The organism is Phyllobacterium sophorae (assembly GCF_003010965.1).
GTDB lineage: Bacteria > Pseudomonadota > Alphaproteobacteria > Rhizobiales > Rhizobiaceae > Phyllobacterium > Phyllobacterium sophorae.
The window spans coordinates 193,695-209,044 of record NZ_PGGM01000008.1; the positions used below are offsets into that span (position 1 = coordinate 193,695).

At 58.4% G+C, this 15,350-nt stretch carries 13 protein-coding genes and 1 riboswitch; of the genes, 7 read left to right on the forward strand and 6 right to left on the reverse strand.

The window, feature by feature from the left end; genetic code table 11:
- Window position 1: 1 nt before the first annotated feature.
- The 3 genes from CU103_RS18070 to CU103_RS18080 all read left to right on the forward strand — a co-directional run bounded on the left by CU103_RS18070 (window position 2) and on the right by CU103_RS18080 (window position 5,216).
- On the forward strand, window positions 2-793 hold the full coding sequence (locus CU103_RS18070) for a heme ABC transporter ATP-binding protein (protein WP_106665428.1): 792 nt from the start codon (window positions 2-4) through the stop codon (window positions 791-793).
- A 48-nt stretch (window positions 794-841) separates the two neighbouring features.
- Window positions 842-1,054: riboswitch (cobalamin riboswitch) on the forward strand.
- Between the two features lie 110 nt (window positions 1,055-1,164).
- Complete coding sequence (locus CU103_RS18075; RefSeq protein WP_106665429.1) at window positions 1,165-4,044, forward strand: ribonucleoside-diphosphate reductase subunit alpha; 2,880 nt, start codon at window positions 1,165-1,167, stop codon at window positions 4,042-4,044.
- Window positions 4,045-4,094: 50 nt separating this feature from the next.
- The gene (locus CU103_RS18080; RefSeq protein WP_106665430.1) at window positions 4,095-5,216 is read left to right on the forward strand and encodes a ribonucleotide-diphosphate reductase subunit beta; all 1,122 of its coding nucleotides are present in this window, start codon (window positions 4,095-4,097) and stop codon (window positions 5,214-5,216) included.
- A gap of 25 nt (window positions 5,217-5,241) precedes the next feature.
- Here CU103_RS18080 and CU103_RS18085 read toward each other — a convergent pair whose 3' ends face one another.
- Window positions 5,242-5,925, reverse strand: a complete 684-nt coding sequence (locus CU103_RS18085) for an RES family NAD+ phosphorylase (protein ID WP_106665431.1) — start codon at window positions 5,923-5,925, stop codon at window positions 5,242-5,244.
- The gene (locus CU103_RS18090; protein WP_245448864.1) at window positions 5,925-6,104 is read right to left on the reverse strand and encodes an MbcA/ParS/Xre antitoxin family protein; all 180 of its coding nucleotides are present in this window, start codon (window positions 6,102-6,104) and stop codon (window positions 5,925-5,927) included. The genes CU103_RS18085 and CU103_RS18090 overlap by 1 nt, the downstream gene beginning before the upstream one ends.
- A gap of 156 nt (window positions 6,105-6,260) precedes the next feature.
- On the opposite strand from CU103_RS18090, the gene metH reads away from it, so the two are divergent.
- Window positions 6,261-10,037 (forward strand): methionine synthase, encoded by a 3,777-nt coding sequence (gene metH / locus CU103_RS18095; RefSeq protein WP_106665432.1) that lies wholly within the window; start codon window positions 6,261-6,263, stop codon window positions 10,035-10,037.
- Here metH and CU103_RS18100 read toward each other — a convergent pair.
- Window positions 10,022-10,849, reverse strand: a complete 828-nt coding sequence (locus tag CU103_RS18100) for an AraC family transcriptional regulator (protein ID WP_106665433.1) — start codon at window positions 10,847-10,849, stop codon at window positions 10,022-10,024. The two genes, metH and CU103_RS18100, sit on opposite strands and share 16 nt — an antisense overlap.
- Window positions 10,850-10,979: 130 nt before the next feature.
- On the opposite strand from CU103_RS18100, the gene CU103_RS18105 reads away from it, so the two are divergent.
- The 3 genes from CU103_RS18105 to CU103_RS18115 all read left to right on the forward strand — a co-directional run bounded on the left by CU103_RS18105 (window position 10,980) and on the right by CU103_RS18115 (window position 14,079).
- The gene (locus CU103_RS18105) at window positions 10,980-12,200 is read left to right on the forward strand and encodes an MFS transporter (protein WP_106665434.1); all 1,221 of its coding nucleotides are present in this window, start codon (window positions 10,980-10,982) and stop codon (window positions 12,198-12,200) included.
- Window positions 12,201-12,394: 194 nt separating this feature from the next.
- Window positions 12,395-13,321: an ABC transporter ATP-binding protein gene (locus CU103_RS18110; RefSeq protein WP_106665435.1), complete on the forward strand. Its 927-nt coding sequence runs from the start codon at window positions 12,395-12,397 to the stop codon at window positions 13,319-13,321.
- Window positions 13,318-14,079, forward strand: coding sequence for an ABC transporter permease (locus CU103_RS18115; protein WP_106665436.1), 762 nt, complete (start codon window positions 13,318-13,320; stop codon window positions 14,077-14,079). Before CU103_RS18110 ends, CU103_RS18115 begins: the two co-directional genes overlap by 4 nt.
- A 9-nt stretch (window positions 14,080-14,088) precedes the next feature.
- Here the strand turns inward: CU103_RS18115 and CU103_RS18120 are convergent, their stop codons facing one another.
- The 3 genes from CU103_RS18120 to CU103_RS18130 form a co-directional block, all read right to left on the reverse strand.
- A complete protein-coding gene (locus tag CU103_RS18120; RefSeq protein ID WP_106665437.1) occupies window positions 14,089-14,523 on the reverse strand; it encodes a TA system VapC family ribonuclease toxin in 435 nt (144 codons plus the stop codon).
- Window positions 14,523-14,750, reverse strand: a complete 228-nt coding sequence (locus tag CU103_RS18125) for a CopG family transcriptional regulator (protein WP_106665438.1) — start codon at window positions 14,748-14,750, stop codon at window positions 14,523-14,525. The genes CU103_RS18120 and CU103_RS18125 overlap by 1 nt, the downstream gene beginning before the upstream one ends.
- A gap of 63 nt (window positions 14,751-14,813) precedes the next feature.
- On the reverse strand, window positions 14,814-15,272 hold the full coding sequence (locus tag CU103_RS18130; RefSeq protein WP_106665439.1) for a MarR family winged helix-turn-helix transcriptional regulator: 459 nt from the start codon (window positions 15,270-15,272) through the stop codon (window positions 14,814-14,816).
- Window positions 15,273-15,350 lie beyond the last annotated feature (78 nt).

Genomic DNA, 15,350 nt, shown 5'->3' on the forward strand with positions numbered 1-15,350 from the left:
AATGATTGAAGTTTCCGACATTTCCGTTTCCCTCGGCAAGAAAAAGATTGTTGAGAATGCCAGCTTCAATGCCGAGGCGGCTCAGTTCACGGTGATTGTCGGGCCAAATGGTTCGGGAAAAACAACACTGATGCGCGCGCTGTCAGGCGATCTGCCCTTCACGGGGCGCATCGCCATCAACGGATTTGCAATCAACCGGCTGAAGCTCTGGCAAATGGCAGCGATGCGGGCGATCCTTCCGCAATCGACACAACTCTCCTTTCCTTTCACCGTTCGCGAAATCGTCAAGCTCGGACTGATCAGCGGCCGGTCGGGTGCCGCGCGGCGTGAGGCGGAAGACCTGCCGGATGAAGCGCTGGCGCTCGTCGATCTCGCGGGATTTGGCGGCCGTTTCTATCAGGAGCTGTCCGGCGGAGAGCAGCAGCGGGTACAACTTGCTCGCGTCCTTTGTCAGGTCTGGCACCCGCTGCTCGACGGCCAGCCGCGTTTTCTCTTTCTCGATGAACCGGTCTCCAGCCTCGACATCAAGCATCAGCTGATCATCATGCAGATCGCCCGCGCCTTTGCCAAGCGAGGCGGCGGGGTGATCGCCATTTTGCATGACCTGAACCTCACCGCGATGTATGCCGATCGTGTCGTCGTCATGCATGGTGGCCGGATCGATTCTGTCGGAACGCCTGCCGAAGTCCTGACCGACGAGCGTATCCAGCGCGTCTATGAATGCGCGCTCAAGGTGGGTGCCTTACCCGCCACGCAGGTGCCATTCATATTGCCGCAATCAGCTGCACTATGAATTGTCAGGAGAGACTATCTACCTATTGACACTTTGCGATGATTTGGTACTAAATATAGACGTTCCGGTTCTTTCGATCGCAAGATTGGGAGCTAAGAGGGAAGCCGGTGAGGTGGTCATTTCCACCAATGCCGGCGCTGCCCCCGCAACTGTAAACAGCGAGTTGTTGTCGCCTAAGGGTCACTGGAGTGTTGCTTCGGGAAGGCCAGACAGCAGCGCCGACCTGTGAGCCAGGAGACCTGCCGAAACATGATGAACGTCCACGGGCGGGGTGTCCCGGTGTGTCGCTTGCAATGGTTGGCGCGCCAAGCTGACCCGCTACATTGCAATGCGTGCGCTCGACCTTTGCCCCCAACATTTGGGGTAAACACATGTCTTTGTCTGTCGAAATCACACGCTCCAGCGGCACAGCACCAATTGGTGCCAGCGAAACACCGCAACCAACCGGACCGGCTTACCGCGTCATCCGCCGCAATGGCTCGGTTACACCCTTCGATCCGCTCAAGATCACCGTTGCGCTGACCAAGGCGTTTCTCGCCGTCGAAGGCGGTGTCGCTGCCGGCTCGCGGCGCGTGCATGATGTGGTCGAAGCGCTCACCGCCGATATCGTCGCTACGCTGAAGCGGCGCAGCGCGGAGGGCCGCCTGTTCCACATCGAGCGTATTCAGGATCAGGTCGAGCTCGCCTTGATGCGCAGCGAAAATCACAAGGTGGCGCGTGCCTATGTGCTCTACCGCGAAGAGCGGGCGCAGGAACGTGCGAGGACCGCCACTGAAAACGCCAGCGATGCTGGTCCAAGGTTCACGGTCACACAGCCCGATGGCAGCAGGGAGCCACTCGATGACGACCGTCTCGCGCGTGTCATCGACGAAGCCTGCGAGGCGCTGGAGGGCGTACAGGCCGCGCCTGTCCTCACCGAGACCCGGCGCAATCTCTATGATGGGATAACGCTGGACGATCTGTCCCTCGCGCCGATCCTTGCGGCGCGCACCCTGGTCGAGACCGACCCCAATTATGCCTTCGTCGCCGCGCGCCTGCTTCTCGACAAGCTGCGCCGCGAGGCACTGGGCTTTGTCTTCGGCAGACCGGAACAGGCGACCCAACATGAGATGACCAAGCGTTATGCCAACTACTTCGCAGCCTATGTGAGGGCCGGTATTGATGCCGAACTGCTGGATGGCGAACTCGCACGCTTCGACCTGAACCGCATTTCCGCCGCTCTCAAACCGGATCGCGACCTGCAGTTCCAGTATCTCGGCCTGCAGACCCTTTATGACCGCTATCTGCTGCAGACGGGCGGCATACGTTTCGAATTGCCGCAAGCCTTCCTCATGCGCGTCGCCATGGGGCTCAGCCTTCGTGAAATCGATCGCGAGGGGCGCGCCATCGAGTTCTACGATCTTTTGTCCTCGTTCAATTTCATGGCCTCGACGCCGACGCTGTTTAATGCCGGCACCCGGCGCGCGCAATTGTCCTCCTGCTTCCTGACCACCGTCTCCGACGATCTCGACGGGATATTCAAGGCGGTGAAGGACAATGCCTTGCTTGCAAAATATTCCGGCGGCCTTGGCAATGACTGGACGCCGGTGCGCGGGCTCGGCGCCCATATCAAAGGGACGAACGGGACAAGCCAGGGCGTGGTGCCATTCCTGAAAGTCGCCAACGACACGGCAATTGCGGTCAACCAGGGCGGCAAGCGCAAGGGCGCGGTTTGCGCCTATCTGGAAATCTGGCACATCGACATCGAAGAGTTTCTCGACCTGCGCAAGAATACCGGCGACGATCGCCGCCGCACCCATGACATGAACACCGCCAATTGGGTCCCGGACCTGTTCATGGCCCGCGTCGAAGCGGACGAAGACTGGACCCTGTTTTCCCCCGACGAAACGCCTGAGCTGCACGACCTTTATGGTGCAGCGTTCAAGACCAGATACGAATTCTATGAAGCCAAGGCGGCACGCGGCGAGATCAGGATCTTCCGCACCGTGCGCGCACTGGATTTGTGGCGGCGCATCCTCACCATGCTGTTCGAGACCGGTCACCCGTGGGTGACATTCAAGGACGCCTGCAACATTCGTTCGCCCCAGGGCCATGCGGGCGTTGTGCATTCATCCAATCTTTGCACGGAAATCACCCTCAACACCTCGAAGGACGAGGTCGCCGTGTGCAATCTCGGTTCGGTCAACCTTGCCAATCACGTGACACCGCATGGCCTCGATCTGGAGCAGCTTTCCCGCACCGTTTCGATTGCCATGCGCATGCTGGACAATGTCATCGACATCAATTTTTACACCATTCCCGAGGCGCGCCATTCGAACCTGCGCCATCGTCCGGTTGGGCTTGGCCTGATGGGCTTTCAGGATGCCTTGCAGGCATTGCGCATTCCCTATGCCTCCGACAAGGCGGTGGCCTTTGCCGATCACAGCATGGAGGCAATTTCCTGGCATGCAATTTCCGCGTCCGTTGACCTTGCTGCCGAGCGTGGCCGCTATCCAAGCTTTAACGGCTCGCTCTGGTCAATGGGCATCCTGCCGATCGACTCGATCGAATTGCTGGACGACGCCCGCAAGGCAAGCGGCGGCCGGCTCGACATGGATCGTTCCTCGACACTCGATTGGGAAGCTCTGCGCCAGCGCGTAAAAATTACGGGCATGCGCAATTCCAACTGCATGGCCATCGCCCCCACAGCCACCATCTCCAATATTTGCGGCGTTGCCCAGTCCATCGAGCCTGCCTACCAGAACCTCTTTGTCAAATCGAACATGTCAGGCGATTTCACCGTGGTGAATGCAGCGCTGGTGCACGACCTGAAACAACGCGGATTGTGGGACGAAGTGATGGTCTCGGATCTCAAATATTTCGATGGCTCGATTGGCGAAATCGACCGTATTCCTGCCGACGTGAAGGCGCTTTATGCCACCGCTTTCGAAATCGACAGTTCATGGCTGATCGCCGCAGCCTCGCGCCGGCAGAAATGGATCGACCAGGCCCAATCGCTCAATCTCTATATTGCCAACCCGAGCGGCAAGAAACTGGACGCGCTTTACCGGCTTGCCTGGAACAGCGGTCTGAAAACCACCTATTACCTGCGTTCGCGTTCAGCATCCCACGTGGAGAAATCCACGCTGAAGGGCACTGATGGTAAGCTCAACGCCGTAACGGCAATGCCCGCCCCACAACCGATCCTGCTTTGCGAACCGGGGGGCAATGTCTGCTCAATCAATGATCCTGATTGTGAAGCCTGCCAGTAGCGCCTCAAGCGCCCGCCTGTCTCAACCTGATGCAAACCTGGGAACCGACAATGCTTGACTGGACCGAAACCACCAACAGCCCAAAACGCGCCATTCATCCGGCGCCTACCGCAACCACCGGTGCCACCGGACTTGGCAATATCGATCGCGACGGCGGCCGCGTGCGTGTCGATGACAAGGCGATGATCAATGCGCGCGCTGACGTGAACCAGCTTCTGCCGCTCAAATATCACTGGGCATGGGACAAATATCTTGCCGGCTGCAACAATCACTGGATGCCGACTGAAGTATCGATGCAGGCCGATATCGCGCTGTGGAAATCCAGGGACGGGCTGACCGAGGATGAGCGGCGCATGATCAAACGCAATCTCGGCTTCTTCGCCACCTCCGAGTCCCTCGTCGCCAACAACATCGTTCTGGCGATCTACCGCCATCTCACCAATCCCGAATGCCGTCAGTATCTGTTGCGCCAGGCCTTCGAAGAGGCGGTCCATACCCATACGTTCCAGTATATCGTCGAGAGCCTTGGCCTGGATGAAGGCGAGCTCTTCAACATGTACCGGGAGGTGCCTTCGATTACCGGCAAGGCGGCCTGGGCGCTCAAGCACACGCAAAATCTCGACAATCCCGACTTCAGGACAGGCACGCCGGAATCCGATCAGTCCTTCCTGCGCGATCTCATCGCCTTCTATGTGATCTTCGAGGGCATGTGGTTCTACACCGGCTTCGCCCAGATCCTGTCGCTCGGGCGGCGCAACAAGATGGTCGGTATCGCCGAGCAGTATCAGTACATCCTGCGCGACGAGAGCATCCACATGAATTTCGGCATCGATGTGATCAACCAGATCCGGAACGAGAACCCGCATCTGTGGACCAGGGAATTTCAGGACGCGATCCGCGACATGATCAGGGCCGCAGCCGAACTCGAAGCCTCCTACGGCCGGGATACGATGCCGCGCGGGTTCCTCGGGCTCAACGCTGCGCTCTGCGAAAGCTACATGCATTTCATCGCCAACCGCCGCTGCGCGCAGTTGGGCCTCGCGCCGGTCTTTCCCGAGACGGACAATCCATTTCCGTGGATGTCGGAAGCCATGGATCTGAAGAAGGAGAAGAACTTCTTCGAAACCCGTGTCATCGAATACCAGAACGGCGGAGCACTGGCATGGGACTGAAACTTCCGCATCGGGTGGCCGCCACTCAGTCACCCGGTTCGGCCGCTGCGCAGCCAGAAGAGATCTTCCTCGCCTGGTTGTTCTGGTTGCCGAGGAATGCCGACCCGATAGAGGCTGCGCGCCGCGAGATCCAGCGCATCGATTCTCGGGCCATCGATGCGGACGGCCCGCAGCAATTGAAAGCACTGTTTACAGCGCTGGTCGACAATCGGCGAAAGGGCAGGGCCCATTGAGCCCTGCCCTCGTTTAAAAGAGCCCGGGGGCCCAGTACGAACGGCGCCATTGCCGCTATCGTGATTTTTGAGGCTGCCGCATGCACGTGGTTAATCAACACGTTGACATCGGGCGAGCCAGCAATGGGAACGATGGCCGATGGTACTTTCAGTAACGGACTTGTCTTTGCCTTGTGCCAGCCATCACCCATGCGCTGCGTCAGCCCCTCCTGCCGTCGCCAGTCTCGCGGCAAATCCTCCAGGGTAACTGTTTCGGTCTCCAGATCGTCCGGAACGTCGTACGTCACCATGACAAGCGCCGGCAGAAGCGCCGGATCTTCGACATGCACCAATTTCTCCAGCACGCAAAGTGCGGGCGACATGGCGCAATAGGTAACAGCGCGACCGGTCGTGTTCCAGCGCCCATCGAACAGCAGGCCGTAACCACCGTCGAAAGCGTCTGCATGCTGCCGGCCAGACAGGCGCCAAAGCCGCATCAGGCGGCTGCACCCCAGGCGATCTTACCAAGGATGGTCTCGATGACACGCGCTCCGGCCTCCGTCTGCGCAACGACGAGCGGCGTTTCGCCGCCAAGTTCGGTCAGTGTTCGCCGCAGCCAGCGATTGGCTTTGTCTTTCTCACCAAAGGTTTCCTCCGCCAGTGTCTGAACACGCATGAGCCGGACTGCCGATTTGCAAGAAAAGATCAGATCCACTCATATATGAGATTGCGACATTTCCTGCCGCCAATAGAATTGATTTGTTGACATAAACATATCTTTATGTGACCCTGCCGCCTCTTCCAAATCACGGATCATGAGGCCTGTCGAGTTATGAGTATTGCAGTCGATAATCTGTTCGGTCCCATGGGCGCTCCTCGGGACGGACGGGAAGTTTTTGCAGCGCTCACCAAGGCGGCGCAGGAACGTATCCTCATTCTCGACGGCGCCATGGGCACGCAGATCCAGGGTCTCAACCTCAACGAGGAAAGCTTCCGCGGGACGCGTTTCGCCGACTGCTCCTGTCATCTCCAGGGCAACAACGACCTTCTGATCCTGACGCAGCCGCAGGCGATCGAGGATATCCACTACGCCTACGCCATGGCCGGTGCCGATATTCTCGAGACCAACACATTTTCCTCCACGACCATCGCCCAAGCCGACTACAGCATGGAAGAGGTCGTCTATGAACTGAACCGCGATGGCGCACGGCTTGCCCGCCGAGCCGCATTGAAGGCTGAGCAGAAGGATGGCCGTCGCCGCTTTGTCGCCGGCGCACTCGGCCCGACCAACCGCACGGCCTCGATTTCACCGGACGTCAACAACCCCGGCTACCGCGCTGTTACGTTCGATGACCTGCGTGTCGCCTACGCCGACCAGGTACGCGGCCTCATTGATGGCGGTGCGGATATCATCCTGATCGAGACGATCTTCGATACGCTCAATGCCAAGGCGGCGATCTTCGCGACCCAGCAAGTGTTCGAGGAGAAGGGCGTCACCCTTCCCGTGATGATTTCCGGCACGATCACCGACCTCTCCGGCCGCACCCTTTCCGGCCAGACCCCGACAGCGTTCTGGTATTCGGTGCGCCATTCCCGGCCTTTCACCATCGGCCTCAACTGCGCGCTTGGCGCCAATGCCATGCGCGACCATCTGGCGGAAATCGCCAGCGTTGCCGATACGTTTGTCTGCGCCTATCCCAATGCTGGCCTGCCCAACGAATTCGGCCAGTATGACGAGAGCCCGGAGGCGATGGCTGCGCAGCTGGAAGAATTCGCCAAGGAGGGCCTGCTCAACATCGTCGGCGGTTGCTGCGGCTCGACACCCGAACACATCCGGACGATCGCCGCGGCGGTCAGCAAATACAAGCCGCGCGAAATTCCCGAAACCGCGACCCATATGCGCCTTTCGGGCCTTGAGCCTTTTACGCTGACCAAGGACATTGCCTTCGTCAATGTCGGCGAGCGCACCAATATCACCGGCTCGGCCAAGTTCCGCAAGCTCATCACCGCCGGCGATTTCGCCACGGCGCTCGATGTCGCACGCGACCAGGTGGCCAACGGCGCGCAGATCATCGACATCAACATGGACGAGGGCCTGATCGACAGCGAAAAGGCCATGGTCGAGTTCCTCAACCTCATCGCCGCCGAACCGGACATTGCCCGCGTGCCGGTGATGATCGATTCATCCAAATGGGATGTTATCGAGGCCGGGTTGAAATGCGTGCAGGGCAAACCGCTGGTCAATTCCATCTCCATGAAGGAGGGCGAGCAAGCCTTTATCGATCACGCCAAAAAGGTGCGCGCCTATGGTGCGGCCGTGGTGGTCATGGCCTTCGATACGGACGGTCAGGCCGACACGCTGGAACGCAAGGTCGCGATCTGCACACGCGCCTATGACCTCTTGACCAGGGAGGCGGGATTCCCGCCGGAAGATATCGTCTTCGATCCCAACGTCTTTGCTGTCGCCACCGGCATCGAAGAGCATAATGGCTATGGCGTCGCTTTTATCGAAGCGACCAGGCAGATCACCGAAACCCTGCCGCATGTGCACATTTCCGGCGGCATCTCCAATCTGTCGTTCTCGTTCCGTGGCAATGAGCCCGTGCGCGAGGCGATGCATGCGGTGTTCCTCTACCATGCGATCCAGGTCGGTATGGATATGGGTATCGTCAATGCCGGTCAGCTCGCGGTGTATGAATCGATCGACCCGGAATTGCGCGAAGCCTGCGAGGATGTGGTTCTCAACCGCCGCGACGATGCGACCGAGCGGCTGCTTGACCTTGCCGAACGCTACAAGGGTTCGGCGGGCAAGGAAGCGCGCGAACGCGATCTCGCCTGGCGCGAATGGGGCGTCGGCAAGCGCATCGAGCACGCACTTGTCAATGGCATCACGGAATTCATCGATGTCGATACCGAAGAGGCGCGGCTTGGGGCAGAGCGGCCATTGCACGTGATCGAAGGTCCGTTGATGGCCGGCATGAATGTCGTCGGCGATCTCTTCGGTGCCGGCAAGATGTTCCTGCCGCAGGTGGTTAAATCTGCCCGCGTGATGAAGCAGGCGGTGGCTCTGCTGCTGCCCTATATGGAGGCGGAAAAGCTTGCCAATGGCGGCACCGGCGAGCGCGAAAGCGCTGGCAAGGTATTGATGGCGACCGTCAAGGGCGACGTGCACGATATCGGCAAGAACATCGTCGGCGTCGTGCTTGCCTGCAACAATTACGAGATCATCGATCTCGGCGTGATGGTGCCCTCGGCCAAGATACTGCAAACAGCCAAGGAACAGAACGTCGACATCATTGGCCTGTCCGGTCTGATTACGCCGTCGCTTGACGAGATGGTGCACGTTGCCTCGGAAATGGAGCGCGAGGGCTTTGATATTCCCCTGCTTATCGGGGGCGCAACGACCAGCCGCGTGCACACCGCGGTCAAGATCAATCCGCGCTACAACAAAGGCCAGACCATCTACGTCACGGATGCGAGCCGCGCCGTTGGCGTTGTCTCCAATCTCCTGTCGCTGGAGACCAAGCCCGGATATGTCGAAACAATCCAGGCCGAATATTTGAAAGTCGCGGAAGCCCACGCGCGCAACGAAGCGGACAAGCAGCGGCTGAGCCTCGAAAAGGCACGGGGCAATGCGCACAAGATCAACTGGTCATCCTATACGCCGCCCAAACCGAGCTTCCTCGGCACGCGGATATTCGAAAATTACGATCTTGCTGAAATCGCCCGCTACATCGACTGGACGCCATTCTTCCAGACCTGGGAATTGAAGGGCCGCTATCCCGCCATTCTCGACGATGAGAAGCAGGGCGCAGCGGCGCGGCAGCTCTTCGACGATGCACAGGCCATGCTGAAGAAGATCATCACCGAGAAGTGGTTCAACCCGAAGGCCATCATTGGCCTGTGGCCGGCGGGCGCGGTCGGCGATGATATTCGCCTCTTCACCGATGAGGCACGCAAGGAGGAACTTGCGACCTTCTTCACCCTGCGCCAGCAGCTGTCGAAGCGCGACGGACGCCCGAATGTGGCGCTTGCCGATTTCGTCGCGCCGGTGGACAGCGGCAGCAACGATTACGTCGGCGGGTTTGTCGTCACTGCCGGGATCGAGGAAATCGCCATTGCCGAACGCTTCGAGCGGGCCAATGATGATTATTCCTCCATCCTTGTCAAAGCTCTGGCTGACCGTTTCGCCGAAGCCTTTGCCGAACTGATGCACGAACGTGTCCGCAAGGAGTTCTGGGGCTACGCGCCCGACGAAGCCCTTGCGCCGGACGAGCTGATTGGCGAACCCTATCGCGGCATCCGCCCGGCCCCCGGCTATCCGGCACAACCCGATCATACGGAGAAGAAAACGCTGTTCCGCCTGCTCGACGCCGAGGCCAGGATCAACGTTCGCCTCACGGAGAGCTACGCGATGTGGCCTGGCTCATCGGTTTCGGGTGTCTATCTCGCCCATCCGGAAAGCTATTATTTTGGTGTTGCAAAGGTCGAACGCGATCAGGTGGAAGACTATTCGAAGCGCAAATCCATGCCGGTCGCCGAAGTCGAGCGCTGGCTGGGACCGATCCTCAATTACGTTCCCGCGCCGAGGGTTCAGGCCGCCGAGTGAAGATAGTGCCGTGGCGGTGCCCCGAGCATGCGCTTGAACATGGTGGTGAAGGCCGGGACGCTGTTGTAGCCAAGATCGAGTGCGACGCTGGTTACCGGCTCGCCTTCCGTCAGCCGCGGCAAGGCTGAGAGCAGACAGGCCTGCTGACGCCAGGTGGAAAGGCTGAGACCTGTTTCCCGGCGGAACACACGCGTGAAAGTGCGCCGGCTCATGCCCAGTCCATCGGCCCAGTCATTGATATTGGTGTGGGGTGAGGGGTCTTTGAGAAAACCCCGGCAGAGTGCCGCCAGACGCCGGTCTTCCGGGAAGGGCAGACCGAGCGGGCGTTCCTGCAGGTTTGGAATCTCGTGCAGCAGCAGTCCCATGATGAAAGTCGTCCGCGGATCAGCCGGTACATCGGCGGGAGCCGCCACCGCCTCCCTGATCAAATTGTCCATGAGCGGTGTCAGACCCACCACGTGCAGGTGGCTCTTCAAGCCGTCGACCGCATCGGGCCGCACGTAGATCGAGTGCATGGCAACATCGCCGAGCATGTCGACAGCATGTTCGATCCCGGCCGGCAGCCACAGCGCATGATGCGGCGGCACCATCCAGCGGCCGAACTGCGTCGTGACCATGGCAACGCCGGTGATCGCGTGCAGCAATTGCGACTGACTGTGATGATGATCGGGAATATGAAATCCGGATGGATAGTAGGCGGCGAGGGCAAAGACGTCTCCCTCCGCCTGCTCGAGCCAGTCGAGACGCAGCTTGTGCAGCTCTTCCAGTTCGACGCCGGCGGCATTGCGCGCGGCAAATGTTTTATAGCGCATGTTTTGGCCCAGTCACGAAAGAACTGGACCAAACCACGAAAGCAGGTTGGGCGCAACAGGTATATCAGTGGCTCAGAAGGGCGGCGCAGTCGTTTGCGATAATGCCCTCATTCTTCGATGGAAACGCTAAATGACTGATACCGCCATGCCTGCGCAGCGCAGTTCCGCTGAAACCACCGTATTTGCCATCATATTTGCCGTGAGTTTCTGCCATTTTCTCAATGACATGATGCAATCGCTGCTTTCGGCCATCTATCCGATGCTCAAGCAGAATTATGGCCTCGATTTCAAGCAGATCGGCTTTCTCACGCTGACCTTCCAGGTCACCGCATCGCTGTTGCAGCCCATTGTCGGCACCTATACTGACAAGCGCCCGATGCCCTATTCATTGACTGTCGGCATGGCGTTCTCACTTGTCGGGCTTGTTCTCCTGTCCATCGCTACCCATTATGTGATGCTGCTTGCAGGCGCCGCTTTCATCGGCATTGGCTCTTCGATATTCCATCCGGAATCTTCGCGCGTGGCCCGGCTGGCCTCCGGTGGCCGCCATGGTCTCGCCCAGTCGTTCTTTCAGGTCGGCGGTAATTTCGGCAGCGCCAGCGGCCCGCTGCTTGCGGCTTTCATCGTTCTGCCACGTGGCCAGCAGAGTATCGCCTGGTTTTCGCTGGCAGCTTTGATCGGCATGATCATTCTCTACCAGGTCGGCAGCTGGTACCAGCGCTACCGCGCCGCCAATGCCAACAGGCCGGCCGCAAGCAGGCAGCTGAAACTGCCGCGCGGCAAGGTCGTGATGTCCTTGATCATCCTGACGCTGCTGGTCTTCACCAAAAACATCTATCTCGCCAGCATCTCCAGCTATTACACCTTCTACGTCATCCACAAGTTTGGCATATCGGTGCCACAGTCGCAGATGATGCTCTTCCTGTTCCTCGGCGCGGCCGGTGTAGGGACCATTCTCGGCGGACCGATCGGCGACAAGATCGGTACCAAGGCGGTGATCTGGTTCTCGATCCTCGGTGTCCTGCCGTTCACGCTGATGATGCCCTACGCCAGCCTGTTCTGGACCGGCGTCCTGACCGTCTTCATCGGCCTTATCCTCTCCTCGGCCTTTCCTGCCATTGTCGTCTTCGCGCAGGAACTGGTGCCGGGCCGCGTCGGCATGATCGCCGGGATCTTCTTCGGCTTCGCCTTCGGCATGGCCGGCATTGCGGCGGCTGTGCTCGGCTTCGTTGCCGATATCAAGGGCATCGACTATGTCTATTTGATCTGTTCGTACCTGCCATTCCTGGGTCTGCTGACAATTTTCCTCCCAAGCATGCGGGAAGTTCGCGGAGAAAGCGTCGCAGCATAATCACCAGAAAAGCCCGGGACCTTCTTCCGGGCTTTTCTTGTTCAGGCAGTCTGCTGACGTCAATTGTCAGCAGGGGTGGTTTGAAAACCCGCCAAGCACCTCCATATAAGCAACATCATTCCCAATGATGCTTCGCATCTAGCGATGCGTTCTGCTAAACACGTCCAGACCGAAATTCCTTTCCGGGTACCTTCATGTCCTCAGCCATCTCTGTCTCCAGTCTTTACAAGACCTATTCGACCGGTTTTGAAGCGCTGAAGAACATCAATCTCGAGATCCGCCACGGCGAGATTTTCGCTTTGCTCGGCCCCAACGGCGCGGGCAAGACCACCCTGATTTCCACGATTTGCGGCATCGTCAACCCGACGTCGGGAACAATCCTCGCCGACGGCCACGATATCATCAAGGAATATCGTGCAGCGCGCACCAAGATCGGCCTCGTTCCCCAGGAACTGACGACCGATGCCTTCGAGACGGTGTGGAATACGGTCAGCTTCAGCCGGGGTCTGTTCGGCAAACCCGCAAAACCTGCGCACATCGAGAAGATCCTGAAAGAGTTGTCACTTTGGGATAAGAAAGACTCCAAGCTCATGACCCTCTCTGGCGGCATGAAGCGCCGCGTGATGATCGCCAAGGCGCTGTCGCATGAGCCGGAGATCCTGTTCCTGGACGAGCCCACCGCCGGGGTCGACGTCGAATTGCGGCGTGACATGTGGAATGTCGTGCGCGCGCTGCGCGCCTCGGGCGTGACCATCATCCTGACGACGCATTACATCGAGGAAGCCCAGCAGATGGCTGACCGGATCGGTGTCATCAGCCACGGCGAGATCATTCTGGTTGAGGAAAAAGACGAACTGATGCGCTCGCTCGGCAAGAAGCAGCTGCGGCTGCATTTGCAGGGAAAGCGCGAAACTGTACCCGAAGCGCTGAGCAAATATGGCCTCGAACTGTCGCCGGACGGCGCCGAGCTGATCTATACGTACGACACCCAAAAAGAGCGCACCGGCATCACCGCACTGTTGAAAGATCTCGACAAGGCCGAAGTCCGCTTCAACGATATCCAGACGAAGGAAAGCTCGCTGGAGGAAATCTTCGTCAGCCTCGTGAGGGAACGCAAATGAACCTCTACGCCATCAAGGCAATCTACCTGTTCGAAATGCACCGCACGTGGCGCACGATCATGCAAAGCGTGATCTCGCCGGTGATTTCCACCAGCCTTTATTTCGTCGTCTTCGGCTCGGCCATCGGCGGCCGTATTCCGGAGATCAACGGGGTCAGCTACGGCGCTTTCATCGTACCGGGCCTCATCATGCTGTCGCTGCTGACGCAAAGCATCTCGAACGCTTCCTTTGGCATCTATTTTCCGAAATTCGTCGGTACGATCTACGAGCTCCTGTCGGCACCCGTTTCCTATGTCGAGATCGTCATCGCCTATGTCGGGGCAGCTGCGTCAAAGTCGATCATCCTCGGCCTGATTATCCTGGCGACGGCTGCGCTGTTCGTGCCATTGCGGATCGAGCATCCTTTCATGATGCTGCTTTTCCTGGTCCTTACTGCCGTCACCTTCAGCCTTTTCGGTTTCATCATCGGCATTTGGGCCGATGGTTTTGAAAAACTCCAGCTTGTGCCGTTGATGATCATCACGCCGCTCACCTTCCTCGGCGGCAGTTTCTATGCGGTCGACATGCTGCCGCCATTCTGGCAGACGGTGACGCTGTTCAACCCGGTCGTCTATCTCATCAGCGGTTTCCGCTGGAGCTTCTATGGCCTGTCGGACGTGCATATCGGAACGAGCCTCGCCATGACGGCAGTGTTCCTCATCGCCTGCATGCTGGTGCTGCGCTGGATCTTCAGGACGGGCTATAGATTGAAGAGTTAAGGTGCAGAGTCACAATTCGATCAGGTGAAGGTTATCTTTTCCACCGGGCACAGCGTCAGTCACCAAGCGCCGGTCAAAAGTTGCCAACTGGCCTTCATTGGATCTTGCAAGTGCAAGAAGGTAGGTGTCTGTAATCTGACTCGAAATTAGCAGTCTCGACTGGTCTATCAGCTTTGACCTCATAAGGCTGATACTGTCCGTCCAGAACTCATGGCCGGGCCTGGACGTAAAAACTGCCAACAACGACGCAATCGCAGCTGGAGAACCGGGGGAATTCCGGTAGCGCGCGTCGCCGATAATGCGAATGACACCATTCTCCGTAAGGGGGCAAGTGGCCCAAGCGGACTGACCAATCTCTGCGAACCAATTGTGCGCGGAAACGTGATGAATATGTGCTGGATCAAACAGCGCAATGAGCACATTGACGTCGAGCAAAAATGTCATCAGGGCAATTCATCGCGCAACTGATTGACGAACTCCATCGTAACGGGAGTTCCATCCTTTACAGTAAGCAGCGGTACACCGTTACGTTCGGTTATGCTGACAATTGGCGCCTGTAGAGATTTCCGGGCAAGCATTGATATGACCTCGCCGATTGTCTTGTTTTGATGTTCGGCTAAGCCCTTTGCTGCCGCAAGCACGTCGTCATCAATAGCCAAAGTCGTTCGCATTTCCATCTCCAAACATCGAGCATCAAACATCACACATCAATATGGAGTGTTCCAAAGACAATATCAAGGATATCTCTTTCCAAAATAGGCTTCCAACGCAGCCAGTCCGGCCTTAAGCTCCTTCTCGCCTTTTGAACCGAGGTTTGACAAAAGCTCCGCCTCGAATTGATGCGCAACCTTGGCAAGCTCGTTATATGCTTTGCGCCCTGCAGCCGTGAGCTCCAGATTCTCGATGCGCCGGTCAGTTTCATCACGTTTGCGTTGCAGCCAGCGCCGCTGCTCAAGCGCGAAGACTGCTCGCGAAACCTTGGTCTTGTGCATGGATGAATGCACGCCAATGGCCGTTGCTGTCAGCGTACCGAACTGGCCGAGCGTTGCCAGAGTTCGCCATTCCGGCCGTGTCAGACCATACTGATCCCGGTAGAGACGGGCGAAGCGCTGGCTGACGGCCTCCGCCGCCTTGTTCAGCCGGTAGGGGATGAAGTCCTCCAGTATCAGCGGCGGCCTTGTCTCGTCTGTCATTGCTTCAAAATCCCTGTTTAGCGTTGATAGTTACAAAATAGATCGTCACAATTGCAACTAAATTGGTCCAGGAGGAAG